Below are 25,207 nucleotides of genomic sequence, written 5' to 3'. Positions count from 1 at the left end.
CCCGCATTTCTCACAACTGCCGTGTCATCCCGGCGCAGGCCGGGATCCATCCTGAGGTCTTTCCTCGCTCGCGCCAGGCCGATCATCTCAGGATGGATTCCGGCCTGCGCCGGAATGACATCGAGATTGTAGGTCGTCCAAGGGCTGACAAGCCGGCTTAATCCGCGTAAACAAGCGTCCAAATCGGGAACAAACTCAGGATCATGGCGTCAAATGACAGCCGGTGAAGACATTTCCATGCGCCGCAAGAAGCTGCGCTACCGGGCATGGCACCGCGGTACGCGGGAGATGGACCTCGTGCTGGGGCCGTTTGCCGACGCCCATACCGAGGCCATGGACGCGACCCAGCTCGATCGGCTGGAAGCGCTGATGAGCGAGGAAGACCCGCCGCTGCTAACCTGGGTCATGGGGCAGGCCGAGCCACCGGCCCATATCGACCGGGCATTCCTCGACGCGGTTATCGCCGACCATCAGGCGCGGCTGGCCCGATGAACGACGTCGTTCCGCAGCGCCCGGCGCGCACCATTGCCAATGTGCCCGACGGCATGCAGCCCATGGTGCTGGCGCGCCTGGTGCAGCAGCGCATCGAGGCGGCACCGGAGGATGCGGCGAGCCTGGTCTTCGTGGCGCGTGATGGACGGCGCATGCAGCGCATGGCCGATATCCTGAGCGCCATGCTGCCGGGACACACCATCCTGACTTTACCGGCCTGGGACAGCCTGCCTTATGACCGGGTTTCGCCCAATAACGTCACTATCGCGGCGCGGATGAACACGCTGGCGGCGCTGACATCGGGCGCCAAGGGCGCCGTAGTGCTGACGGCGGTCAACGCGCTGATCCAGAAGCTACCGCCGCGCGACGTGGTGGAAACCATGAGCTTTTCGGCGGCGACCGGGCGGATCGTCGACAGCGACAAGCTGATCGCCTGGGCGGCCAATAATGGCTATCTGCGCGTGCCGACGGTGCGTGAAAGCGGCGAATATGCGGTGCGCGGCGGGCTGGTGGACCTGTTCCCGGCCAGCGCCGAGGCGCCGTTGCGCTTCGACTTTTTCGGCAGCCAGCTCGAATCGATCCGTACTTTCGACCCGGACAGCCAGCGCACAACGGGTACGCTCAAGCGCGTCGATCTGACGCCGATGAGCGAAGTGGTACTTACCGAGACGACGATAAGACGGTTCCGGCAGAATTATACGGCGACGTTTGGCGGCAATACCGTGGACGACACGCTCTATGCCTCGGTCAGCGGCGGTTCGCGCTATTCGGGCACAGAGCACTGGCTGCCGTTTTTCTACGAACATCTCGACACCCTGGCCGATTATGTAGGCGATGCGCCTTTCGTCTTCGACGAGCAGGCGGTGGAAGCCTATGCCGACCGCGTGACGCAGGTGCGCGACTATTACGATGCGCGCGAGGCGGCCCGGTTGCTGCCGGTGGTGGCCGGCTCGGGAGCGCCCTACAAGCCGATCAAGCCGGAATTGCTCTACGACGTGGATGCGCATCCCTACGCGCTGGCGGGCGCTTCGGTGATCCAGCTCAGCCAGTTCATGGCGCCGGACACCAAGGCAAGTGACGATGCCGGCGGGCATATCGCGCCCAGCTTTGCCGCCGAGCGGCAGGCGACCGACACCAACCTGTTCCAGTCGGTGGTGGACCGGCTGCTGGCCGAACGGCGCGCGGGCAGGCGGGCTATCGTAGCCTGCTGGAGCACGGGCACGCGCGACCGCATGGTGCAGGTGCTCAAGGACCATGGGTTGACCAATCCGCGGCTGGCGGAAAACTGGCGCGATGCCGAGACGACGAGCGCCGCCACGACCTCGCTGGTGGTGCTGCCGCTCGAAACCGGCTTCGAGACCAAGGACCTGCTGGTTCTCAGCGAGCAGGACATTCTCGGCGAGCGCATCCTGCGGCCGCAGCGCAAGAAGAAGGCATCGGACGCGCTGACCGAGGCGGCGAGCCTTTCGGCCGGCGACCTGGTGGTGCATGTCGATCACGGCATCGGCCGCTTCATCGGGCTCAAGGTTATCGAGGCGGGCGGGGCGCCGCATGAATGTGTCGAGCTTGAATATGGCGGCGACACCAAGCTCTACCTGCCGGTGGAAAATATCGAGCTGCTGACCCGCTATGGCAGCGACGACGGCAATGTGACACTCGACAGGCTGGGCGGCGTGGCCTGGCAGGCCAAGAAGGGCAAGCTCAAGAAGCGCATCCGCGAAATGGCGGAGCAACTCATCAAGATCGCGGCGGCGCGCCTGCTGACGCGGGCCGATGTGGTCGAGATCAATCCCGGCGCCTATGACGAATTCGCCGCCCGCTTCCCCTATGAGGAAACCGAGGACCAGATGGCCGCCATCGAGGCGGTGTTCGACGACGTGACCTCGGGCCGGGTCATGGACCGGCTGGTCTGCGGCGATGTGGGGTTCGGCAAGACCGAAGTGGCCCTGCGCGCCGCCTTTGCCTTGGCCCTGAGCGGCAAGCAGGTTGCCGTGGTGGTGCCGACGACCTTGCTGGCGCGGCAGCATTTCAAGACTTTCTCCGAACGCTTCAAGGGCCTGCCGGTGCGGGTGCGCCATGCCTCGCGCATGGTGCCGGCGGCAGAACTGAAGGCGACCAAGGACGGGCTGGCCGACGGACAGGTCGATATCGTCGTGGGTACGCATGCGCTGCTGAGCAAGACGATCAGGTTCAGGGATCTCGGCCTGCTGATCATCGACGAGGAGCAGCATTTCGGCGTGGGCCACAAGGAAAGGCTCAAGGAACTCAAGGCCAATGTGCATGTGCTGACGCTGACGGCGACGCCGATCCCGCGCACGCTGCAACTGGCGCTGACCGGGGTACGGGACCTGTCGCTGCTGGCGACGCCGCCGGTGGACCGGCTGGCCATCCGCACCTTCATCTCGCCCTTCGATGCGCTGTCGATCCGCGAGGCGCTGCTGCGCGAAAAATATCGTGGCGGACAGAGCTTCTACGTGGTGCCGCGCATCCGGGACCAGCACGAGATCGCCGATTTCCTCAAGGCGCAGGTGCCCGAAGTCAGCTTCGTGGTGGCCAATGGGCAGATGGCGCCGGGCGAACTCGACGACATCATGAATGCCTTCTACGACAACAAGTTCGACGTCCTGGTGGCGACGACGATCGTTGAATCGGGTCTGGACATTCCCAATGCCAATACGCTGATCGTGCATCGCGCCGACCATTTCGGGCTGGCGCAGCTTTACCAGATCCGCGGCCGCATCGGCCGGGCCAAGCAGCGCGCCTATGCGCTGTTCACCGTGCCGCCCGACCGCAAGCTCACCGATACCGCCGAGCGGCGGCTGGGCGTGCTGCAATCGCTGGAAAGCCTGGGCGCGGGGTTCCAGCTCGCCAGCCACGACCTCGATATCCGCGGCGCCGGGAACCTGCTGGGCGACGAGCAATCGGGCCATATTCGCGAGGTGGGCTACGAGCTCTACCAGGCGATGTTGGAAGAGGCGGTAGCCAACCTCAAGAGCGGCGACGAGGAATACGAGGATCGCAACGAATGGAGCCCGCAGATCTCGCTGGGCATGCCGGTGATGATCCCCGAGCATTATGTGCCCGACCTGCAATTGCGCATGCAGCTCTATCGCCGGCTGGGTGACCTCACCGATATCCGCGATATCGACGCCGCTGGCGCAGAATTGATCGACCGCTTCGGGCCGCTGCCGGAAGAGGTGGAAGCGCTGCTTAAGGTGATCCTGGTCAAGGCGCTCTGCCGCCAGGCCAATGTCGAAAAGGTGGATGCCGGCCCCAAGGGCGCGGTGATTAGCCTGCGCAACAACGAATTCCCCAATCCGACGGCCTTGGTGCGGCTGGTGAGCGACCCGGCCAACCAGGTTCGCATCAAGCCCGATCAGAAACTCGTGTTCGCCCGCAACTGGCCAACCCCCAACGACCGGCTCAAGGGAGCCGCCGCAATCCTGTCACGCCTGGCAAAATTGGCCGAAAATGCGTCCTGACCGGGTCACATCAACCCTGTCCTGCCATAATGCTTTGGCAAGCAGTATCGGTCATGTTATTGCCCGAATTCAGCACTTGAAGGGCTGTTCAATTCTCAAGGTGGCACAAGGTCACCGGGACCGCCAAAGAAGCCAAGGAAATTCTATGAACATCAGGAAACCTCTCGTCGCCGGTTTTGCGGTGGCCGCGCTCATGCTGTCCCCCCTGTCCGCCTATGCCCAGGAAGCCACGCCAGCCGAAGCCCCGGCCGCCGAGGCGCCTGCTGCCGAGGCCCCCGCAGCGGGTGCTGCTGCTGCTCCCGCCGACGCCGCCGCGGCTAGCCAGAACTGGCTCAAGGTCTGCGATCCGCTGCCCGATGGGCAGCAGGCCTGCATCATGCGCCAGGTGGTTCTCGCCAACGGCCAGTTCCTTGGCTCGTTCCTGCTGCGCGACGATCCGGGCCAGGAAAGCCGGCTGCTTGCCGTTGCGGCCGTTCCGCTCGGCGTGTTGCTGCCGTTCGGCCTGACCTGGCAGATCGATGGCGCCAAGCCGATCCGCGTGCCCTACATGCTGTGCGACCCGACCTCATGCGCCACCCAGCTTGTCATCAACGAGCAGTATGTGAACTCGCTCAAGAAGGGCGGCACGCTCAAGCTGACCGCCAAGAACCGCCAGAACCAGGACCTGACCATCGAGATCACCCTGGCCGGCTTCACCGCCGCCTATGATGGCGACGCCGCGCTGACCTTTGACGAATTCCGCCAGGAAACCTCGGGCGAGAACGCGCTGGAGCAGGTGCTGCAGGACCGCGCCGAGGAACTCCGCCGCCAGCTCGACGGCACGGCCGCCCCCGCCGCGGGCACCGACGCCCCGGCAGCGGAGACGCCGCCGGCCCAGTAAGGGTTCGGTATCGGAATTTTAAAAGGGCGCCGGTGACGGCGCCCTTTTGTTTGGTGGGCGTGGCGGAGTATCAGCGATCCCCCATGCCCACCGCAAAAGCCTGCTTGCGCAGGCCCGGCGTCAGCTTGAGCGCCCATAGGCCTCCGGCCCGCAAAGCCTGGGCCGGGATCATCTCGGCCAGCAGCGAGCGGAACAGGGTGTCCACCATGCCGCCGGTGCGGGCGAGGTCGGCGGCGCGGCGGGCGGCATAGTCGGCGCTGACGCGGCTGGCCCAATCGGGCGTGGTGCGGTCGATGGCGGCAAGGGACGCGGCGAGGTCGGCGACATCGCGCAGGCCCAGATTGAGCCCTTGCGCGCCGATAGGCGGGAAGGCGTGGGCGGCTTCGCCCACCAACACTACGCCATCGGCTCCGGCGCTGTCGACGCCCAGCGTGCTGAGCGGGAAGACGAAGGCCGGGCTCGCCAGCGTGATGGCGCCGAACAGGCGCTGCGACTTGTCGAGGAAGGTGGCGACCAGCGCCTCGGGGCCCGCGGCCTTGGCGGCTTCGAGGACCGCGCGGTCCTCGATCCACACCAGATTGGCGCGATTGGCGCCTGCCGGAACCAGGGTGAACGGCCCCTGCGGATAGTGGAACTCGATGGAGGCGCCGCCGATGGGGCGGCCGAGATCGAGGTCGCAGACCAGGGCCGCCTGGGTGAAGGCGGTTTCGCGGGTCTTTATGCCGGAAGCAGCACGGACCAGCGATTTCTTGCCATCGGCGCCGACGATCAGCGGGGCGCTGAGACGGGAACCGTCGGCGAGGGCGATGCCGATGCCGGACAAATCGGTAGCCCCGACGTTACGGGTTTCGAGATTGGGCAGGGTGGCGGCGACAGCGTGAAAGCGCTCCAGCAGCCGCATATTGGCAAAGTTCCAGCCAAAGGCGTCCATGCCGGCCTCGGTGGCGTCAAACAGGGTTTCGGGCGCGCGGATCAGCCGGCCGGTGGCGTCGATGATGCGGATCTGCGTCAGCGCATGGCCGAGCGCGGCCGGCTCGTCGATCAGCCCGGCGCTGCGCAGGAAATCCACGCTCGGCATCATCAGCGCCGAAGTGCGGCGGTCGGGCGGGCCGGATGGCGCCAGATGGATGGTCCTGAGCCCGGCCCTGGCGACGGCAATGGCGGCGGCGGCCCCGGCAAGGCCGCCACCTACCACGATGGCATCGGCGTCATAGCCGCTCATTTTGCGTCTGCCAGGCGTCGGGCGTGGCCGCTCGGCACGATGAAGCTACCGGCCAATGAGCCGGCGAACATGGCGACGAGGAAAATCCAGAGATTGTCGGGCAGGAAGCCGATCAGCGAAATGGCCGGGCCGGGGCAGATGCCGGCCATGCCCCAGCCGATGCCGAACAGCACGGCGCCGCCGATCAGCCGCCGGTCGATCTTTTTGTATTCGGGCTCGTGGAAGCTGGTGTCGAACAGCGGCGCCGCGCGGCCCCTGCCGATGCGGACGGCGACAAACATGACGATGAGCGCCGCGCCCATGACGAACGCGAGACTGGGGTCCCAGCCGCCGCTGGGAATGGCGCCGAAATCGAGGAAGTGCAGCACCTTGAATGGATCGACCATCTGCGAAACGTAAAGGCCGGAACCGAACAGCAAGCCGCTGAGCGCGGCGGTGGCGAGGTAGGGCAGCCTGAGATTGGCCATCACACCACCCCCGTCACGGCGACGGTGACGATGGCGACGCCGAAAAACACCAGCATCGCCACCAGCGAACGCAGCGACAGCCTGGCCAGCCCGCAGACGCCATGGCCCGAGGTGCAGCCATTGCCGATCTTGGTGCCGAGGCCGGTGAGCAGGCCCGCTATCGCCAGCCAGACCGGCGTCGGCACGCCCCAGGCGGGCGGCGCCTCGACCAGCCGGGCCGGAGCCTCGCCGCCCACGCCAAGGCCGGGAAAGAGCTGTGCTGCGGCAAAGGTCGCGGCCACCAGCGCTACGAGGAACACCACGCGCCAGACTACCGTCTGCGCCGGTGGCAAAAGCTGGCCAAAAATGCCGGATATGCCGGCGATACGGCCATTGCCCAGCCACAGCACGGCGGCGGCAAGGCCGATAAGGGCGCCGCCAAGCGCGGCGGTGAGCGGCGTGAACGATTCCATTTGTGTTACTCGCAAAAACAGACTGGCGCCAAGGCTATCACCCGTCGCCATACCGGGGCCAGCGCCAGAGCAGCGACTTTGTGCCGCCAACGGCGCGCCGCGCGGAAAACTCTGCCAAGTGGCCTTTCCTGCGCGCCAAGCTCCGCTAAGATGAGCAAAACGTATGTGACTCGAAATGGAGCCGACAATGCTTGAGCTATTGGCCGATCCCAATGCCTGGATCGCCTTCGGTACCCTCACGGTGATGGAAATCGTGCTGGGTATCGACAACATCGTCTTCATTTCCGTGCTGGTGTCGCGCCTGCCCAAGGCGCAGGCCGACCGTGCCCGCCAACTGGGCCTGGCGCTGGCGCTGATCTTCCGTATCCTGCTCCTGCTGGTCATCTCCTGGATCATCAGCCTGACCCAGCCGGCCATTTCCGCCTTCGGACTCAATCTGTCCTGGAAGGACCTGATCCTGATCGCTGGCGGCGTGTTCCTTGTCTACAAGGCCACGCACGAAATGCACGCCGCCATCGAAGAGCCGCACGAGGCCGACCTCAAGGCCGGCGCTTCGGCGGTGTTTTCCGCCATCATCGCCCAGATCATCGTCATCGACATGGTGTTCTCGATCGATTCCATCGTCACCGCCGTCGGCATGGCCGAACATGTCGAGGTGATGATCGCCGCCGTCATCGTCGCCGTCGGGGTGATGTTCGTCGCTTCCGGCCCGGTGGCCAAATTCGTCGCCGACCACCCGACCACCAAGATGCTGGCTCTGGCCTTCCTGCTGCTGATCGGCGTGTCGCTGGTGGCCGATGGCCTCGGCTTCCACATTCCCAAGGGCTATATCTACGCCGCCATGGGCTTCTCGGTACTGGTGGAAGCGATCAATATCATTGCCAAGCAGCGCAAGGCCGGCAGCAAGGGCGGGGCCGCTCGGCCCAAGATGACGCCCTTTACCGGGGATACCGGTTCGGTCTCGTCGGCAGCCGGTGTCGCTGCGGTCGCCGGCAAGAAGCCGAGCGCCAAGAGCAGCCCCACGGCCCGCGCCCAGTCGCGGCCGAAATCGGCGCCGCGCAAGCCCAAGGTGTCGAAATGAGCCGGGCCGTTGTCGTCCACCAGACCGGTGGCCCCGAAGTCCTGCTGCTGGAGGACCAAACGCTCGGCGCGCCCGGACCGGGGCAGGTGGCCCTGCGGCAGACGGCCATTGGCCTCAATTTCATCGATACCTACCAGCGCTCGGGACTCTATCCGGTAAAGACGCCTTTCGTGGCGGGCAATGAAGGCGCCGGGGTGATCACCGCCATCGGCGAGGGCGTGAGCGGGTTCAAGGTGGGTGATCGCGTGGCCTATCAGGGTCACATCGGCGCCTATGCCGCCGAGCGCATCGCCGCGGCCGACCGCATGGTGCCCATCCCTGACGGTATCGACGACCGCACGGCCGCCGCCATCATGCTCAAGGGGCTGACCGCCTATTACCTGCTGTTCCAGACCTGGGCCGTTGCCAAGGGAGAGACCATCCTGTGGCATGCGGCGGCGGGCGGGGTCGGGCTCATCGCCACGCAATGGGCCAAGGCGCTGGGCGTCACCGTGATCGGCACGGCGGGCAGCGACGAGAAAGTGGCGCTGGCCGGGGCGCATGGCTGCGATCATGTCATCAACTACAACAAAGAGGATTTCGCCGCCCGCGTGCGTGAGATCACCGGCGGCAAAGGCGTCGACGTGGTCTATGACGGCGTCGGCAAGGCGACATTCGACAAATCGCTCGATTGCCTCAGGCCGCGTGGGCTGATGGTGAGTTTCGGCAATGCCTCGGGCGTGGTGACCATCCCTGACATTACCGTGCTGTCGCGCAAGGGCTCGCTCTACGTGACGCGGCCGACCACCGCAACCTATCTGGCCCAGCGCGCGGACCTGCTGGAAGGCGCGGACAAGCTGTTTGCGGCCGTGCTGAGCGGCGCCGTCAAGATCGAGATCGGCCGGACATTCCCGCTGGATCAGGTGGCGGATGCGCATCGCGCGCTGGAAGGGCGCGAGACGACGGGTTCGGTGGTGCTGCTGCCGTAGCACTGTGCCACGCCCTCGTGGTTCGAGGCTCGCGAAGAGCTCGCACCTCACCATGAGGGCTACTTCTAGCTCGGTGTTGCAGTAGCCCTCATGGTGAGGTGCGCTTCTTCAGCGCCTCGAACCACAAGGGCGTGGCACTGGACAGCCCGCTGCTCTGCGGCTAAACGCTGGGCGGATGGAAGGGTGGCAGAGTGGTCGATTGCAGCGGTCTTGAAAACCGCCGATGTGCAAGCATCCGTGGGTTCGAATCCCACCCCTTCCGCCATAGACCAGAGGAAGCGCCGTGAGCCGTAAGGAATTTGATGTATCGCGGATGCGGCGGCTCAAGCGCTACGCGGCGCGATATGGCCTGACCATTCTCACCGACGAGAAGATGAAGGTTCTCGGCACGACTGGCGGCCATGCCATCCGTGACGAAAATTACACCATACTCTACGGCAATGTGCCCAAGCCATTTTCGGCGAGCCTCGACGAGATCGAATCCTGGCTCGAGGCAAACACGGCGCCGGAAGAGTAAGCGCCGCTGCCCTTTCTGGCAATTGCCCTCCGGCCGGGCAGCCCGCAATTTCCATTATTTATTCCGTAACGGGAATCGCCGCACACTGCCTCCATTGGCTAACTTGGAGGCGCGTTATTGTGTTCACTCTGATCAACGCCGACGCCGAAGACGACGACGCCGAAATCACCGATCCCCAGGAAATCGCAGAGCTGTTCGCTGCCATTGCCGCTGTCGCCATCGAGGCGATCGGCGTGGGGCAGGCCAGGGAGCTTTTCGATGCCGTGATCGAACAGGACGGCAAAGACCCCAACTGACCGAATGGACGTTTAGTCCCGGCAGGTCAAATCCGGCCGCTGCCTGAGGGCGACGGCGCTATCGAACGGTCTTCCGAGCGCGGCAGAGTTCCGCCGCTTATGGACCGGGTTGACTGATCCGGGCTGGTCCATGCAGGACATGGCTCCATGTTCCGGCCGAGGAGGCTGCGTCGTGGCTGGCTCGTCCGCCCCCCAGACATTTCCCACGCCGACCATCGTTCCGCTGGGCGACAGGAGCCTGCTGGTGCGCTTCGGTACGGCGCTGACCGACGCTGCCAACCGCGCAGCCATTGCGCTGGCCCTGGCGCTGGATCGCGAACCCATTGCCGATGTGGTCGAGGTGGTGCCCAACCTGGTCTCGGTCCTGCTGCGCTACGATCCGCTTGTCTCGCCCGCAACGATTGCCGGGGAGTTGCGGCTGCGCCTGTTCGCGCTGGGCGACGCGGCCCTGGCGACGGCGCATTGGACCATTCCCGTTATCTTCGACGGGCCGGACCGCAATGAGGTTGCGGCTTTGCTGGGTCTGTCGGCCGCCGATTTCATCGCCGCGCACAACGCCGCCCCGCTGCGCGTGCTGGCGACGGGCTTTGCGCCGGGTTTCGTTTATTGCGGGCTGCATGCCGACAAGCTGGTCCTGCCGCGCCGAACGGCGGTGCGGTCAGCGGTGCCGGTGGGGAGCGTGTTGTTCGCGGCGGGGCAAACGGCGATTGCGGCGACGGAGATGCCGACGGGCTGGCATGTGATCGGGCGGACGGATTTTCGCAATTTCGATCCCCAAGCCGAGCCGCCGACGCGGCTGGGTGCCGGCGACAGCGTAGCCTTCGAGGCGGTGTCGTGAGTGCCGTGCTGACCATTGTGCGGGCAGGGCCGCTGACCAGCATCCAGGACGAGGGGCGCTTCGGCATGCTGCGGCATGGCATCAGCGCGTCGGGGCCGATGGACGGGGGCGCCTTCGCCCAAGCCGGGGCGCTGGCCGGGGGCGGACGGGGCGGCGTGGAATTCACCATGGCCGGGCTGGACATCAGGCTGGCGCGGGGGCAATGCCGGGTCGGCTTTGCCGGCGGCGATTTCACCATAAGGCACAATGGCGCGGCGCTGGACTGGCCCGGAGCCGTGACGCTGGCGGCGGGCGATATGCTGGCGGTGACGCCGGGCCGCTGGGGCAATTACGGCTATCTGCGGTTTGACGCCGATATGGATATGGCGCCGGTGATGGGCAGCATTGCCACCAACAGCCGGGCGCGGCTGGGCGGGCGCGTGCTGCAGGCGGGCGACGAGGTTGCATTGACCGGTGGGAGCGCTGCCGTGCCGGTGCGGGCGGGTCCGGAGGCGCAAGATGACGGCCCGATCCGCGTGGCCTGGGGGCTGCATGCGGACCTGTTCTCGCCGGAGCTGCGGCAACGCTTTGCAGCGGCGGAATTTGTGGTGTCGCTGCGGCTCGATCGCATGGGGGTGCGGCTGGAGGATGCCGGGCGGGTCTTCGCCGATGCGGCGATCCTGTCGCTGGCCTCCGATGCCATCGTGCCGGGCGATATCCAGATCCTGGGCGACGGCACGCCCATCGTGCTGATGCGCGACCATCAGCCGACCGGCGGCTATCCGCGCATTGCCACGGTCATCTCGGCCGATCTCGATCGCTTTGCGCAATTGCGGCCCGGAACGCCGGTTGCCTTCGAGCCGGTCAGTGTGGAACATGCCCGGGCGCTGTTGCGGAGCCGCCGAACATGATGTCAATCGACCTCAATGCCGATCTGGGCGAGGGCATGGGGACCGACGAGGACCTGCTCGAAATCGTCTCCAGTGCCTCCATCGCCTGCGGCGGCCATGCGGGGGATGCCCCGACCATCCGGCACATCCTGAAAACCTGCAAGGCGCGCGGGGTGCGGGCCGGGGCGCATCCGGGCTATGCCGACCCCAAACGGTTCGGCCGCTTTCGCGTGGTCATGCCGCTCGACCAGTTGCTGGGGCAAATCCGCAGCCAGCTTTTCCTCATCCGCTTCATCGCCGACGAGGTCGGCGTGCCGCTCAGCTATGTGAAGCTGCATGGCGCGCTGGCCAACCAGACGGCGGAGGAGCTGGCTTTCGCCGTGGGTATTTTCGCCACCATCCAGGCCATGGACCCGAAAATGGCGGTGCTGGCGCTCGACAATAGCGAGCAGGTGCGGGCGGCAAAGGCGGTGGGCATGCCGCTGATCCGCGAGGCCTATGCCGACCGGGCCTATACGGGCGAGGGCCTGCTGGTGCCGCGTTCCCAGGAAGGCGCGGTGATCCACGATGTGGAGGCGGTCATCGCGCGCTGCCTGCGGCTGGCCAAGGCGGGCGAGATCGTCGCCATCGACGGCACGGTGCTGAAATCCACTTCGCGCTCGATCTGCCTGCATGGCGACACGCCGGGCGCGGTCGACCTGGCGCGTGACGTGCGCGATGCGCTGGAAGGCGAGGGGATCGCCGTCGCCGCGCAGCAACCGGAAGTGCCGGAGTAGAAAACGTACCCTGGGCCTCTCTGGGGAGAGGTGAGATCGGCGGAATGCCTTGGTCGAAAGACCCAGGGTAGCTCTAGATCGCCAGATACTCAGATGGCCAAGTATTCGTGGCGAAGTTCGGTATTGTCGAGAACCTCCTTGGCGGTGCCGGCAAAGGCGACCTCGCCGGTATCGAGGATGACGGCGCGGTCGGCCAGCTTGAGGGCGGCCACGGCGTTCTGTTCGACGATTATGGTGGTGATGCCCAGCGGCTTGATCGAATGCAGGATGCGCTCGATCTCGTGCACGATGACCGGGGCGAGCCCCTCATAGGGCTCGTCGAGCAGCAGCAGCTTGAGGTTGCGGGCCAGGGCACGGGCAATGGCCAGCATCTGCTGCTCGCCGCCCGACAGGGTCACGCCTTCCTGCTTGCGGCGCTCGGCCAGCCGCGGGAAGCTTTCGTAAATCTGCTCGATGCTCCAGCCATTGCCCGGCGCCACCTTGGCAAGGGTAATGTTCTCTTCCACGGTCAGGCCGGAAATAATGCGGCGATCCTCGGGCACCAGCTGGATGCCGGATCGCGCCGCTTCATAAGATTTCATCTGGTGGATCGGCTTGCCGTCCAGCCAGATCTCGCCCTGCCGCATCTGCGGATTGTCGGTGCGGGCGATGGTGCGCAAAGTCGACGTCTTGCCGGCGCCGTTGCGGCCGAGCAAAGCCAGGATTTCACCCTGGCGGATATCGAGCGACACACCCTGCACGATGTAGCTCTCGCCGTAATAAGCGTGCATGTCGCGGATCGAGAAGAAGGGCCGCGTGGTTTCGACGCTGGCGGCCTGGCTGTCCGACATGATCTGAGTCTCCATGGCGATGGCGCTCATCAATGGGCCCCTCCGAGATAGGCTTCCTGCACTTTGGGGTTGCCGCGCACCTGATCGGGCGTGCCGTCGGCGATGATCCGACCCTGGGCAAGCACCGATATCTTGTCGGCCAACGAAAACACGACATGCATGTCATGCTCGATGATGACCTTGGTCATGCCGCGGCTCTTGATCTTCTTGAGCAGCTCGATCGTCGTGTTGGTATCGTGGCGGCTCATGCCGGCGGTCGGCTCGTCCAGCAGCAGCAGGCGCGGATGCTGGATCAGGCACATGGCCAGCTCCATGCGGCGCTTGTCGCCACGGCTGAGGCTGCCGGCCGCCATGTCGCGGCGGCTGTGCATGCCCACATCCTCGAGCATCGCCTCGGCCTCCTGACGGATGCCGGTTTCCCGCTCCAGCGCCCGCAATATGTTGAATTTGTACGCGCCATCGCGGCGGGCGAGGGCGGGTATCATCACATTGTGCAGCACGCTGAGGTCGGTGAAAATCTCGGGCGTCTGGAACACCCGGGCGATGCCCATCTGGTTGATCTCATAGGGCTTGCGGCCGGTCAGCACATTGCCGTCGAACACGACGGCCCCGCTGCTGGGCGCCAGCTTGCCGATGATCACGTTGAGCAGGGTCGACTTGCCGGCCCCGTTGGGGCCGATGATGGCGTGGGTCTGGCCTTCCTCGACCTGCAGGTCGATATCGGCGAGGGCATGCAGCCCCCCGAAGCGCTTGTGGACGTCGGCCACATGCAGAACGACATTACCTTTGGTTTCCGACATGACGCTCTCCTATTCCGCGGGGCTGGTCTTGAGGGCCCCGGTCGGGCCTGGCTCGCGCCGGTTTCGGAAGATGGAAGAAAAGCGCCTTATGCCTTCCATGACACCGCCGGGCAGGAACACCACGACGAGAACGAAGATCAGGCCCAGCGAAAGCTGCCAGCCCTCGCCGACGAACTTGCTCGTTATGGCGACCACCACATCCTGGGCGCCCTGCGGCAGCCAGGAGAAGGTGTGATGCAGCATGGCATCGTTGAAGCCGGAGAAGATGTTTTCGAAATACTTGATGAGCCAGGCTCCGATGACGGGCCCGATCAGGGTGCCGACACCACCGAGGATGGTCATCAGCACCACTTCGCCCGATGCCGTCCACTGCATGCGCTCGGCCCCGGCCAGCGGATCGGTCGCCGCCAGCAGCGACCCGGCCAGGCCGGCATACATGCCCGATATGACGAAGGCCGTCAGCGCATAGGGCCGGGTGTTGAAGCCGGTATAGTGCATGCGCGTCTGGTTGGACTTGATGGCGCGCAGCATCATGCCGAAGGGCGACACGAAAATCTTCTGGGCGATGTAGAAGGCGATGAGCAGGACCACCGCGACCACATAGAAGGCCTCGATGCCCGACATGCCCTGTCCCAGCAGCGATGGCGAGGGCAGGCCCGCGCCACGCTCGCTGAACATCAGGTCGAGGACGCGCGGATCGTTAATGGTGAGCTGCAAAGCAGTCTCGCCATTGGTGATCGGCGTCAACACCGAATAGGCCAGATTGTAGCACATCTGGGCAAAGGCCAGCGTCAGGATGGAGAAGTAGATGCCCGAGCGCCGCAGGCTGACAAAGCCGATGGCCAGGGCGAACAGGCCTGAAACGATGACCGCGAAGATCATCGCCGGGATGACATTCATGGTCATCAGCTTGAAGGTCCAGACCGCGGTATACGAGCCGACGCCCAGAAAGGCGGCATGGCCGAAGCTGAGATAGCCCGTCAGGCCGAAGAGCACGTTATAGCCCACTGCGAAGATGGCGAAGATGGCGAATTTCTGCATCAGGCCTGGATAGGCGGCGCCGAACGGCACCAGCCAGATCGGCATGGTCAGCACGACAAGGGCGAAAACGGCCAGGGTGATGGCATCGCGCCGGGGCAGGTAGAAGATGTTCATGGCTCAGGTCTCCATGACGCCGCGGCGGCCCAGCAACCCACGCGGGCGCACAAGCAGGATGACGACGGCAACAAGGTAGATGATGATCTGGTCAATGCCGGGAATGATCGCCTTGATCTCGGTCATGGAGGCAAAGGACTGCAGGATGCCCAGCAGGAACCCGGCCGCAACCGCACCGGGCAGCGAGCCCATGCCGCCGACCACGACGACCACGAAGCTGAGAACCAGGAAGTCCATGCCCAGGTGATAGTTGGGCGGCACGAGCGGCGTATACATCACGCCCGCCAGCCCGGCGACGACGGCGGCCAGCCCGAACATGATGGTAAAGCGCCGGTCGATGTTGATTCCGAGGATGCCGACGGTTTCACGGTCCGCCATGCCGGCGCGCACCACCATGCCGAAGGTGGTCAGCCGCAGGAAGGCGAAGACCGCACCGATAATGCTGGCCGAGAACAGGAAATAGATCAGCCGCCAGATCGGATAGGTGACCATGCCCGGCGTCAGGCCCAGCATGGCGCCGATATCGGCGCTGCCGCGCAGCTCGACCGGCATCGGCTGGGAAATCGGATTGGCGCCGAAAATGGCCTTCACCACTTCCTGCAGCACGATGGCCAGGCCAAAGGTGACCAGGATCTGGTCCATATGGGCGCGCTTGTAGAAATGCTTGATGAGGCCGCGCTCCATGGCGATGCCGATGACCAGCATCACCGGAATGGCCAACAGGATCGAAATCGGCACCGACCAGTTGATCAGCACCGCGCCGAAATCGCCGAACCAGATCTGCGCCATGGGCGTCTTGATTTCGAGCGGGGCGCCCCAGGGCGACAGCTTGGTGGGGTCCAGCGTCACCGTTTCGTAGGTGATGAACTGGCGGAAGGCCACGGCACAGAAGGCCCCCAGCATGAAGAGGGCGCCATGGGCAAAATTGACGACGCCGAGCGTGCCGAAAACCAGGGTGAGGCCGAGCGCGATCAGCGCATAGGCGCCGCCCTTGTCGAGGCCGTTCAAAAGTTGCGCGAGGATGGTTTCCATCCGCCCGGCTCCTTAAATCGAGGGAACCCGGCTGCCTTGGCAGCCGGGCCGGATACGGTGCGATTGGTCGATCAGGCGCACAAGGCGGCGTCGTACGGACCCAGTTCGCCTTCGAAGATCGAGGCGTCATAGTCGGCCACGTCGCGGCCCACCTTCTGCACGGTCTGCAGCACGTCAAAGGTGGTCGAGGGGTTTTCGCGGCCCTGAACCACAAGCACTTCCTTGAGGCACTGATGGTCTTCGGCACGATACAGCGTCGGGCCATTGCCCATGCCGTCAAACTCGAAGCCTTCCAGCGCCTTGATGACTTCGGGCGGATAGAAGGTGCCGGCGCGTTCGACCGCGTCTGCATAGAGCAGGGCCTGCACATAGGATGTCTGCGCGATCTGGCTCGGCGGCTGACCATATTTGGCGCCGAACGAGCGGGTGAAGGCGCCGCTGGCCGCATCGTCGAGCTGCCAATCCCAGTTGGCTGTGCCGTAGATGCCCTTGATGGCCTCGCCGGCGCCCTGCGCCATGAGGTCGGACACGAGCGGCAGCACGATCTGGAAGTCCTTGCCGTTGGCCTGGCGGTCGCGCAGGCCGAACTGCACGGCCTGGGTGAGCGAGTTGACGCCGTCAAAGCCGTAGTGGTTGAGGATCAGCACGTCGGCGCCCGAATTCAGGACCGGCGTGATGTACTGGCTGAAGTCGCCGGCGCCAACCGGCGTACGCACGGCCGCGACGGTTTCCCAGCCCATGGCTTCGGTGGCGTTCTTGATCGATTCTTCCTGCGTCCAGCCCCAGGTATAGTCCGAGGTCAGGTGGTAGGCGCGACGATCCTTGCCATAGGCTTCGCCGAGAACCGGGGCGATGGCGGTGCCCGACTGATAGGCGTTGAAGAAGTGGCGGAAGCCGTAGCGCTTCTTGTCCTTGCCGGTGGTGTCGTTGGAGTGGGTGAGGCCCGCCATGTAGATGACGCCCATTTCCTGGCACAGGGCCTGCTCGGCAATGGCCACGCCCGAGGACGAGGCACCGCTGATCATGATGGCGCCGTCGCGCTCGATCATGCGGCGGGCAGCGTCACGGCCGGCATCGGACTTGGTCTGGTCGTCGCCGGTGACATAGGCCACCTTCTTGCCCAGGATGCCGTTGCCCTTGAGAACCTTGGACGAGAAGGTCGGCAGCAGGCCGCCATCGCCTTCACCATTGAGATGTTCCACGGCGAGCAGGAATGCGCGCTGCTGATCGGCGCCTTCATCGGCATAGGCGCCGGTGAGGGGCATGACGAAGCCGAGCGTCACGGTGTCGCCGGTCGGATTGTTGCAGAATTCCTGCGCCCAGGCGCCCTTGGTGAACATCAGGGGCGCAACGCCCGAGCCGATAATGCCGGCCATACCGGTCTGCAGAACCCTGCGACGAGTCAGACCACGCTTCAAAAGTGTCATTGATTTCCTCCTTTTGGCGCGGGGCGACTGATACATGGCCAGCAGCTCACCGCGCGCAGATTATGGCCATTGGAAGAAAATGACGGCAATAGCCCATTGTAATTGCAGCGATATTCTGTAAATTGTTGTTCTTATAGAGAGTTAGATTTGTCAATACGTTGACACGGAGCCTCCATCATGCGCGCACCGATCGGCTTTCGCATCAGCAACAGACGGAAATCGCTCAAGATTTCCCAGGCGGCGCTGGCGCGCCTGGTCGGCATTTCGCCGAGCTATCTGAACCTGATCGAGAACAACAAGCGCGATATCGGCGGCGCCTTGCTGAACCGGGTGGCGGCGCAACTCGATATCGACATCGATGAACTGGCCGGAAGGGCCGAGCAGAAACTGTTGCAGGACCTCGAAGAGGCCTTCGCCGACCCCATGGTCGAGTCGCTGCCATTCCGTCCCGACGAGCGGCGCGAGCTGGTGGCGCAATACCCGGCCAGCGCCGCGGCCTTGGCGCGCCTGCACCGGGCCTATTCCGGCGCCATCGCCAATGCCGACGCCTATGCCGACCGGCTGCGCTCGGACCCGCTGCTGAGCCAGCTGCTGCACCAGATCCTGTCGGGCATCACCGCGGTCCGCTCCAGCGCGGAAATCCTGGAGGACGTCAGCGACCTCGACGACGCAGAGCGGCGCCGCTTCCGCGGGGCGATCGCGCGCGAGGCCCGTACCCTGTCGGACGTGGCCCGCAACCTGATCGGCCAGTTCGAGACCTCGAGCCGCAACCGGCGCAGTGTCTCACCGGCGCGCGAAATCGATGACCTCATCATCGAGCAGGATAACCACTTTCCCGAACTGGAACAGGTTGCCGACACCTTGCGGCAGGAGATCGAGCGGGCCGGGCCCTTTGGCATCGGCACGCTGACCGACCTGCTGGCCAGCGCGTTCAACATCGCTGTCGTGGTGGGGGGCGAACCGCCGGACCCCGAATTTCCCGGCCAGTACCGCTTCGACGCGCCGCGGCGCGTCATGTGGTTCCAGGGCGCCTCGACCCTGGCGACGCGACAGTTCCAGCTCGCCCGGCTCTATGGCGAACTGGCCGCGGCCGATGCCATTACGCACACGCTGGAAAACGCGACCCTGTCCACGCCGACGGCCCGGCGGCTGGCCTCGCGCGCCATCGGCTCATACCTGGCCGGGGCCATGGTGTTTCCCTATTCGCGGATGCTGCAGGATGCCGAGGCGGCTTCCTACGACATCGATCACCTGCGCCAGGTCTACCATGCCAGCTTCGAGCAGGTGGCCCATCGCCTGATGACGCTGCGCCGGCCCGGCGAGGAGGGCATCGCCTTCGGCTTCCTGCGCTCCGATCCCGCCGGCAGGCTGACCAAGCACTTTCCGCTGCCCGGCCTGCTGCTGCCCAATAGCGGCCATGCCTGTCCGCTCTGGGCCATCTATGGCGCCTTCCGCACTCCCGACACGATGCTGCGGCAGGTGGTCCGTTTCTCGGACGGCTCGCGCTACCTGTTCCTGGCGCGCACAGTGCAGCGGCGGGCCGGATCGTTCCGCGAACAACCCGCCATGTCGTCGGTGATGCTGGCCTGCGACGTGCTGCATGCCGACCGCACCATCTACGGCTCTGGCCTCGACCTGCTGGATTTGTCGGCCGACATTCCTGTGGGGCCGCGCTGCCGGCTCTGCACGCGACGCAACTGCGCCAGCCGGCAGGAAGAGGCGCTTTCGCCCGGCGGTGGGCGTGCCGAAATCCGGGCGCCGCTGCTTCCGGCCGATTTGGACCTTGGCGATCCGGCCTGATTGCGATTTAGTGCCGATACGGGCGGAGGGGAGACCGCCAGTGCCGAGGGGGGATTTTGGCAGTCGACATACTCATAGCCGAGGACGAGCCGAGCATTCTCGAATCGCTCGACTTCATCCTGCGGCGCGCAGGCTGGACGATCAGCGCGGTTACCGATGGCGAGGCGGCGCTCGAGGGCGTGCGGCGACTGCGCCCGCGCGTGCTGGTGCTCGACGTGATGCTGCCCAAGCGCAGCGGCTTCGAGGTGCTCAAGCAGATCAGGGCCGACGCCGAAATCCGCACGCTGCCGGTGCTGATCCTCACGGCCAAGGGCCAGCAGCAGGACAGGCGCATCGCCGAGGAGTTCGGCGCGGACGTGTTCATCACCAAGCCCTATGCCAATGCAGAAGTCGTAGACGCGGTCCGTCAGTTGCTGGGCGAAAATGGCGGAACGCCGTAAGCTCCGCGGCGGCATGCTGCTACTGACCGTGCTGGGTGCAGTGTTGATGCTGCCGCCGCTGGTGTTTGTCTTCGACCAGCCCATCGCCCATTTCGGCATCCCGCAGATCGTCTTCTACCTGTTCGCGGTCTGGGCCCTGCTGATCGTGGGCACGGCGCTGCTCACCCATGCGCTGCCGCATGAACGACCCGATGCCGAGCCGCGCGAGGGTGAGCGCTGATGCTGTCGGCCGATTTCGTCATCGCAACGGCCGTGGGCTATGTCGGCCTGCTCTTCGTGCTGGCCTATTTCGGGGACCGGCGCGCCCGGGTGAACACCAAGTCGTTCCTGCATTCGCCGGCTGTCTATACGCTGTCGATCTCGGTCTATTGCACGAGCTGGACCTTCTATGGCGCCGTCGGCAATGCCGCGCGCTCGGGGCTGGAATTCCTCACCATCTATCTGGGGCCGACACTGGTCTTTGTCGGCTGGTGGTTCCTGTTGCGGCGGCTGGTCCGCATCAGCCACAACCAGCGGCTCACCTCGGTCGCCGACCTCCTGTCCTCGCGCTTCGGCAAGTCCAACCGGCTCGCCGTGCTCATCACCTGCATCGCCGTCATCGGCATAGCGCCCTATATCGCCCTGCAGCTCAAGGCGGTGACTTCGTCGATCCAGGCGGTAGCCGGCTCGTCCGAATTCGGGCGGGGCAGCCTCAAGGGCATCGACGATGTCGGACTCGCCTTCGGGGTCGCGGCCGCGATGGCGCTGTTCACCATCCTGTTCGGCACGCGCCATGTCGATGCCAAGGAGCAGCATCATGGCGTGGTGGCCGCCATCGCCTTCGAGGCGGTGGTGAAGCTGGCGGCCTTGCTCGCGGTCGGTATCTTCGTGGTTTTCGTCGGCGGCGGCTTCGAGAACATCTTCAGCAAGGCCGCCGAGGTCGGCGTCGTCGTCGATGCCACCAATACCTTCGACTCGCGCTGGCTGACCACGTTGGCCTTGTCTGTGGCGGCCATCGTCTGCCTGCCGCGCCAGTTCCAGGTGACGGTGGTGGAAAATTCCGACGAGAACCACCTGCGCGTCGCCAGCTGGGCCTTCCCGGCCTACATGCTGCTGATGAGCCTTTTCATCCTGCCCATCGCCGTGTTCGGGATGACGACCATGCCAGCAGGCTCCAACCCCGACATGTTCGCGCTGACGCTGCCGATGGCCTTCGGGCAGGACGCGCTGGCCATGTTCGCCTTCATCGGCGGCTTCTCGTCGGCGACCTCGATGATCATCCTCGAATCCATCGCGCTGTCGATCATGGTCTCCAACCACATCGTCATGCCGCTGATCCTGCGGCTCAGCCCGGCGGGAAGCGGGGACGGGCAGGGGGTGACCAGCATGCTGCTGATCGCCCGGCGCTTCTCCATCGTGCTGATCCTGTCGCTGGGCTTCTTCTACTTCTTTTTCACTCGCGACTCCGATGCCCTGGCGCCGATCGGGCTGATTTCCTTCACCGCCATCGCCCAGTTCTTCCCCGCCGTCATTGCCGCCCTGTTCTGGCGGGACGCTTCGCTCAAGGCCGCCACCGCGGCAATCGCCGCCGGCTTCGTCTTCTGGGTGTGGTGCAGCTTCCTGCCCTCGTTCGAATCGGTATCGCCGCAGGTGGCCATGCTGCTGGACGAAGGCCCCTGGGGCATTTCCTGGCTGCGCCCCGAGGCCATGTTCGGGCTGGACGGCATCGATCCGCTCGCCCATGCGGCGTTCTGGAGCCTGCTGGTGAACGTGCTGACGCTGACGCTGGGGTCGCTGCTCACCACCCAGTCGGCGCTGGAGCGCATCCAGGCCAGCGTCTTCGTGGACGTGTTCAAGCGCGGCCAGGCGACGCGCGGCAATTTCGTGCGCGGCTCGGCCACCGCCAATGACCTGTTCTTCGTGGCCGAGCGGGTGCTGGGCGAGCGGCGCGCCGCCGCCCTGTTCGAAACCGAGGCGCGCGACAGCGGGGTCGACCCCGATATGCTGGAGCCGTCGCCCGAATTCATCGGCAGGCTGGAGCGTGAGCTGGCCGGCTCCATCGGCGCCGCCTCGGCGCATGTGATGCTGTCCAAGGTGGTATCGGGCAGCGATGTGTCGCTGGAAGAAATGATGCAGATGGCCGACGAGACCCAGCAGGTCATCGAATATTCCCAGCAGCTCGAAAAGACCTCGGCCGAATTGCGCTCCACGGCGCGCCAGCTCGAGGATGCCAATGCGCAACTGCGCGAGCTCGACAGCCAGAAGGACGAATTCCTGAGCCAGGTGAGTCACGAAGTGCGCACGCCGATGACGTCCATTCGCTCCTTCTCGGAAATCCTGCTCGACAGCGACGATATCGACGTGGACCAGCGCCAGCATTTCGTCTCCACCATCCACCAGGAAAGCCTGCGCCTGACCAAGCTGCTCGACGAAATCCTGGACCTCAGCGCCCTGGAGCGCGGTGAGCGGACCTGGGACAATGTGCCTATCGATGCCGAAGCGGCGCTGGACCGGGCGCTGGCGGTGTGCGAGGCGCTTTTGCGCCAGCGTGGCATGAAGGTGGAACTGGGCGAGCGGGCGCAGCCGACCATGGTGGAGGGCGATGCGGACCGGCTGTGCCAGGTGTTCATCAACCTCATTTCCAATGCGGTGAAATACAACGACTCCGACAAGCCGGTCATCCGCATCACCTCCACGATCAAGGCGGGCAGCTATGTGGCCGAGATTGCCGATAACGGGCCGGGCATCGCCAAGCGCGAGCGCAAGCTGATCTTCGAAAAGTTCTGGCGGGGCCCCGGCGGCATGGCCGATCAGGGCGGGGCCGGCCTGGGGCTGGCCATCTCGCGGCAGATCGTGGCCCGCATGAACGGCTCGCTCGATCTCGCGCCGGGACCGCTGCCCGGCGCATGCTTCCTCGTCCGCCTGGCGGTGATAAAGTAGAGTTTGGCCTTAGTGCCCGTCGTCGGGGATATTGAGCAGGTGCCCGCAGGCCTTGCAGTGGACGGCGTCCGGGTCGTGCTTTTGCAACCCGCATTGCGGGCAGGGGAAATGCACCTTGGCCGGCCGGAAAATCGCCTGCGCCAGGCGCACGAACAGCGAAATGCCGGTTATCATGATGACGATCGAGGCCAGCTTGCCCCAGGTGCCCGGCAGCACGATATCGCCAAAGCCGGTGGTGGTGACGGCGGTAACGGTGAAGTAGAGGGCATCGACATAGCCGGCAATGCTGGCATGTTCGTCACGGTTGGCGAAGGCGGTATAGACCATGCCGGTCATCACGAAGAGAAAGACCAGCAGGTTGATGACGGCCTGCACCGGCTCCCGGTAGGGATCGAGCCCGCGCTTCTGCAACGGGTGCCAGAATGTGGTGGTGCGGGTCAGCGTCCACAGGCGCAGGATGCGCAGGAAGCCGAGATTGACCAGCCAGGTCGGCGCCAACAGCGTCGCCAGGATGAAGATATCGATGATGACGGGCATCTGCCGCAGCCAGCGCAGGATATTGGTGGAGGCCAGCGCCCGCGCCACCAGGTCCGCCGCCAGCAGGGCGGCGATGGAATAGTCGATCCACAGGAACGAATCGTCATCGCGCAGCAGCGGCGTGGCGATGAAGAAGGCAATGATCGCCAGATCGACGATCAGCACGGCAAACTGGAAGCGCTGCGCGCCGGGCGACTGGCTGTGATAGAGCAGCCGCAGCGTGGAGCGCAGCCTGCGGAAACCGGTCGGATTGTCCGCGGCGTCTTCCGCCGTCTTGTCTTTTTTCGCACTCATGACCGATTGCCTTGCCAGCCTGCAACGGCAGGCGCAAGAAGACAGTTCCCGTTCGGGACGCGACAATCAACTAACTTTTGCAAGGCAATTTGCGATGACCATCTCCGTCTATGGCATGACCGTGCCGATCTTTACCCGCATGCTGACCAACCTGCTGGCGGTCATGGATAAAGCCGAGGCCAATGCGGCCGAGCGCAAGTTCGATACGCTGGTGCTGTCCAACATGCGGCTGGCGCCGGACATGATCCCGTTCCGCGGGCAGGTGATGATCGCCACCGACCACGTAAAGGGCTGCGTGTCGCGCCTGGCCGGCCGCGAAGTCCCGTCCTGGCCCGATACCGAAGAGAGCTTCGAGCAGTTGCGCGCCCGTATCCGAAAGGCGCTCGACCTGCTGGCGACGATCAGGCCGGAAGACCTCGACGGCGGCGACACGCGCGAAGTGACGCTGAAACTGGGCGGCAAGGATGTCGCCATGTCCGGCCAGGCCTATCTGACCGAGCGGGCGCTGCCGAACTTCTTCTTCCACGTCACCACCGCCTACGCCATCCTGCGCCATGCCGGCGTGCCAATCGGCAAGCGCGACTATATCGGCTGACGCCAGCTAAATCTTGCCGCCGCCCCTTATGGGGGGAGGAGGGGGTGGCGGCGGAGGCGTTGGCTTGGGTGTTGGTGTTGGTGTTGGCGTAGGTGTCGGCGTGAGCGGGCCAGCGCTGTCAGTACTGCTCTGCGAGAATTGGTCCTCGGGCGCCTCGGCGCAAAGGGCTGTGCCACCCACCCGGAAGGGTGGCAGCAAAGGCGCCTGGAAGCGCGCATATCGGAACTGGTAGCTCAACGGCAGGCGCTGTGGGTCGTTGCGCACGAACAGGCTCACCGCGTCGCGGCTGGCGGCGGCGACTTCGCAGCGGCGGGTGACCTCCTGGCAGAGTCCGCCCGGATTGCAGAGCTGCAGGGCACCCTCATATATCATGACCTTGGTATCGCCGCGCTCGACGATGATGTCGAACTCGGTGCCGCGCACGGCGATGGCAGCGGTTGGGGTGCGGATGGAATAGGCCGGCTTGGGGCTGTTGCCGGTAATGAAGCGGAACGAGCCGCCCAGCGCATTGATCGTCAGTTGCTGGGCCGTATTGCTGCTGGCCATGAGATAGGTCTCGATCAGCAGCGTGCTGTGCGGGCCGACCACGAGCCTCGTATCGTCGTCGAAGACGATCTGCACCTGGCCCTCGGAGCCGGTGACGATGCGCTCGCCCACCGAGACGTCGGCACCCACTTCGAGGATGCGGTCGGGCGAATTGAGCTGCGCCACTGCGTCGGGGTTGACGCCGACGGCCGTGCCTTCCCCGGCTGCAAAGGCAGCGGGCACCGCGGAGGACAGCAGAACCACAAGCAAATGTCTCAACAGAAGCTGTTTCATCATGCCCCGCTTGTCGCAACACGCGACTGAACGCTGTATGAACGTAGTATTGGCGCTATTCTAGCAGAAGCGGCGAGGAAGCGCGTGGACTATCGCGAAGTCGGCAGTCTTGCCCGGCAACAAGCGGGAAAAGGTGCCGTCCTCTGTTGCCGTTGCCGCGGCCAGCGGCTATTTGCAGGCGATTGCGGCGCTCCGCTCGCAGCCCAGCAAGAGGCAGCC

At 65.1% G+C, this 25,207-nt stretch carries 25 protein-coding genes and 1 tRNA gene; 16 read left to right on the top strand and 10 right to left on the bottom strand.

From position 1 onward, the window contains the following. The first annotated feature begins 213 nt into the window (after positions 1–213). The 3 genes from ASD04_RS02500 (at position 214) to ASD04_RS02490 (ending at position 4,854) form a co-directional block, all read left to right on the top strand. Positions 214–492, top strand: a complete 279-nt coding sequence (locus ASD04_RS02500) for a succinate dehydrogenase assembly factor 2 (RefSeq protein WP_056251994.1) — start codon at positions 214–216, stop codon at positions 490–492. Continuing rightward, positions 489–3,974: a transcription-repair coupling factor gene (mfd, locus tag ASD04_RS02495; protein ID WP_056251991.1), complete on the top strand. Its 3,486-nt coding sequence runs from the start codon at positions 489–491 to the stop codon at positions 3,972–3,974. The genes ASD04_RS02500 and mfd overlap by 4 nt, the downstream gene beginning before the upstream one ends. A 145-nt stretch (positions 3,975–4,119) precedes the next feature. Continuing rightward, on the top strand, positions 4,120–4,854 hold the full coding sequence (locus ASD04_RS02490) for an invasion associated locus B family protein (RefSeq protein ID WP_056251988.1): 735 nt from the start codon (positions 4,120–4,122) through the stop codon (positions 4,852–4,854). A 70-nt stretch (positions 4,855–4,924) separates the two neighbouring features. On the opposite strand, the gene ASD04_RS02485 is transcribed toward ASD04_RS02490, so the two are convergent. The 3 genes from ASD04_RS02485 to ASD04_RS02475 are packed head-to-tail and all read right to left on the bottom strand — an operon-like array spanning position 4,925 to position 6,995. Then, entirely contained in the window at positions 4,925–6,076 is a 1,152-nt protein-coding gene (locus ASD04_RS02485; protein WP_056251985.1) for an FAD-dependent monooxygenase, read from the bottom strand. Then, on the bottom strand, positions 6,073–6,543 hold the full coding sequence (locus ASD04_RS02480; RefSeq protein ID WP_056251982.1) for a DUF6691 family protein: 471 nt from the start codon (positions 6,541–6,543) through the stop codon (positions 6,073–6,075). Before ASD04_RS02480 ends, ASD04_RS02485 begins: the two co-directional genes overlap by 4 nt. After that, a complete protein-coding gene (locus ASD04_RS02475; protein WP_056251979.1) occupies positions 6,543–6,995 on the bottom strand; it encodes a hypothetical protein in 453 nt (150 codons plus the stop codon). Before ASD04_RS02475 ends, ASD04_RS02480 begins: the two co-directional genes overlap by 1 nt. Positions 6,996–7,182: 187 nt before the next feature. On the opposite strand from ASD04_RS02475, the gene ASD04_RS02470 reads away from it, so the two are divergent. The 8 genes from ASD04_RS02470 to ASD04_RS02440 all read left to right on the top strand — a co-directional run bounded on the left by ASD04_RS02470 (position 7,183) and on the right by ASD04_RS02440 (position 12,340). Continuing rightward, positions 7,183–8,076, top strand: a complete 894-nt coding sequence (locus tag ASD04_RS02470) for a TerC family protein (RefSeq protein WP_082530925.1) — start codon at positions 7,183–7,185, stop codon at positions 8,074–8,076. Then, entirely contained in the window at positions 8,073–9,044 is a 972-nt protein-coding gene (locus tag ASD04_RS02465) for a quinone oxidoreductase (RefSeq protein ID WP_056251975.1), read from the top strand. The genes ASD04_RS02470 and ASD04_RS02465 overlap by 4 nt, the downstream gene beginning before the upstream one ends. A 177-nt stretch (positions 9,045–9,221) precedes the next feature. Further along, positions 9,222–9,309 (top strand) — tRNA-Ser (locus ASD04_RS02460). A gap of 18 nt (positions 9,310–9,327) precedes the next feature. Continuing rightward, a complete protein-coding gene (locus ASD04_RS02455) occupies positions 9,328–9,561 on the top strand; it encodes a hypothetical protein (protein WP_156461099.1) in 234 nt (77 codons plus the stop codon). 119 nt (positions 9,562–9,680) lie between these two features. Continuing rightward, positions 9,681–9,857 carry a hypothetical protein gene (locus ASD04_RS19295; RefSeq protein WP_156460475.1) on the top strand — a complete coding sequence of 59 codons (177 nt, stop codon included), beginning with the start codon at positions 9,681–9,683 and terminating at the stop codon, positions 9,855–9,857. A 172-nt stretch (positions 9,858–10,029) separates the two neighbouring features. Beyond that, positions 10,030–10,695: a carboxyltransferase domain-containing protein gene (locus ASD04_RS02450; protein ID WP_056251968.1), complete on the top strand. Its 666-nt coding sequence runs from the start codon at positions 10,030–10,032 to the stop codon at positions 10,693–10,695. Beyond that, the gene (locus tag ASD04_RS02445) at positions 10,692–11,585 is read left to right on the top strand and encodes a biotin-dependent carboxyltransferase family protein (RefSeq protein WP_056251964.1); all 894 of its coding nucleotides are present in this window, start codon (positions 10,692–10,694) and stop codon (positions 11,583–11,585) included. Before ASD04_RS02450 ends, ASD04_RS02445 begins: the two co-directional genes overlap by 4 nt. Beyond that, positions 11,582–12,340 carry a 5-oxoprolinase subunit PxpA gene (locus ASD04_RS02440; protein WP_056251961.1) on the top strand — a complete coding sequence of 253 codons (759 nt, stop codon included), beginning with the start codon at positions 11,582–11,584 and terminating at the stop codon, positions 12,338–12,340. The genes ASD04_RS02445 and ASD04_RS02440 overlap by 4 nt, the downstream gene beginning before the upstream one ends. Before the next feature lie 89 nt (positions 12,341–12,429). Here ASD04_RS02440 and ASD04_RS02435 read toward each other — a convergent pair whose 3' ends face one another. The 5 genes from ASD04_RS02435 to ASD04_RS02415 form a co-directional block, all read right to left on the bottom strand. Continuing rightward, complete coding sequence (locus tag ASD04_RS02435; protein WP_056252828.1) at positions 12,430–13,170, bottom strand: ABC transporter ATP-binding protein; 741 nt, start codon at positions 13,168–13,170, stop codon at positions 12,430–12,432. A 29-nt stretch (positions 13,171–13,199) separates the two neighbouring features. After that, a complete protein-coding gene (locus ASD04_RS02430) occupies positions 13,200–13,970 on the bottom strand; it encodes an ABC transporter ATP-binding protein (protein ID WP_056251957.1) in 771 nt (256 codons plus the stop codon). A 9-nt stretch (positions 13,971–13,979) separates the two neighbouring features. Next, positions 13,980–15,125, bottom strand: coding sequence for a branched-chain amino acid ABC transporter permease (locus ASD04_RS02425; RefSeq protein WP_056251954.1), 1,146 nt, complete (start codon positions 15,123–15,125; stop codon positions 13,980–13,982). A 3-nt stretch (positions 15,126–15,128) separates the two neighbouring features. Further along, positions 15,129–16,157, bottom strand: a complete 1,029-nt coding sequence (locus tag ASD04_RS02420; RefSeq protein ID WP_056251951.1) for a branched-chain amino acid ABC transporter permease — start codon at positions 16,155–16,157, stop codon at positions 15,129–15,131. Positions 16,158–16,228: 71 nt separating this feature from the next. Then, positions 16,229–17,584: a substrate-binding protein gene (locus ASD04_RS02415; RefSeq protein WP_056251949.1), complete on the bottom strand. Its 1,356-nt coding sequence runs from the start codon at positions 17,582–17,584 to the stop codon at positions 16,229–16,231. A 177-nt stretch (positions 17,585–17,761) separates the two neighbouring features. On the opposite strand from ASD04_RS02415, the gene ASD04_RS02410 reads away from it, so the two are divergent. Genes ASD04_RS02410 through ASD04_RS02395 form a run of 4 tightly spaced genes read left to right on the top strand, consistent with a single transcriptional unit; the run spans position 17,762 to position 22,743 of the window. After that, on the top strand, positions 17,762–19,384 hold the full coding sequence (locus ASD04_RS02410; RefSeq protein WP_056251946.1) for an XRE family transcriptional regulator: 1,623 nt from the start codon (positions 17,762–17,764) through the stop codon (positions 19,382–19,384). Between the two features lie 56 nt (positions 19,385–19,440). Next, positions 19,441–19,824 (top strand): response regulator, encoded by a 384-nt coding sequence (locus ASD04_RS02405; RefSeq protein WP_056251943.1) that lies wholly within the window; start codon positions 19,441–19,443, stop codon positions 19,822–19,824. Beyond that, positions 19,808–20,044 (top strand): hypothetical protein, encoded by a 237-nt coding sequence (locus ASD04_RS02400; RefSeq protein WP_056251941.1) that lies wholly within the window; start codon positions 19,808–19,810, stop codon positions 20,042–20,044. Before ASD04_RS02405 ends, ASD04_RS02400 begins: the two co-directional genes overlap by 17 nt. Continuing rightward, the gene (locus ASD04_RS02395) at positions 20,044–22,743 is read left to right on the top strand and encodes a sensor histidine kinase (protein ID WP_056251938.1); all 2,700 of its coding nucleotides are present in this window, start codon (positions 20,044–20,046) and stop codon (positions 22,741–22,743) included. Before ASD04_RS02400 ends, ASD04_RS02395 begins: the two co-directional genes overlap by 1 nt. A gap of 9 nt (positions 22,744–22,752) precedes the next feature. Here ASD04_RS02395 and ASD04_RS02390 read toward each other — a convergent pair whose 3' ends face one another. Further along, the gene (locus ASD04_RS02390) at positions 22,753–23,574 is read right to left on the bottom strand and encodes an ion channel (protein WP_056251935.1); all 822 of its coding nucleotides are present in this window, start codon (positions 23,572–23,574) and stop codon (positions 22,753–22,755) included. Positions 23,575–23,668: 94 nt separating this feature from the next. Between ASD04_RS02390 and ASD04_RS02385 the strand changes: the two genes are divergently transcribed. Further along, positions 23,669–24,169 carry a DUF1993 domain-containing protein gene (locus tag ASD04_RS02385; RefSeq protein WP_056251933.1) on the top strand — a complete coding sequence of 167 codons (501 nt, stop codon included), beginning with the start codon at positions 23,669–23,671 and terminating at the stop codon, positions 24,167–24,169. 6 nt (positions 24,170–24,175) lie between these two features. On the opposite strand, the gene ASD04_RS02380 is transcribed toward ASD04_RS02385, so the two are convergent. After that, complete coding sequence (locus ASD04_RS02380) at positions 24,176–24,973, bottom strand: FecR domain-containing protein (RefSeq protein ID WP_162245094.1); 798 nt, start codon at positions 24,971–24,973, stop codon at positions 24,176–24,178. Positions 24,974–25,207: the final 234 nt, after the last annotated feature.

Source organism: Devosia sp. Root436 (assembly GCF_001426345.1).
Taxonomy (GTDB): domain Bacteria; phylum Pseudomonadota; class Alphaproteobacteria; order Rhizobiales; family Devosiaceae; genus Devosia.
Note: the sequence above shows the minus strand (reverse complement) of the source record. Positions and strands in the feature narration are given on the sequence as shown.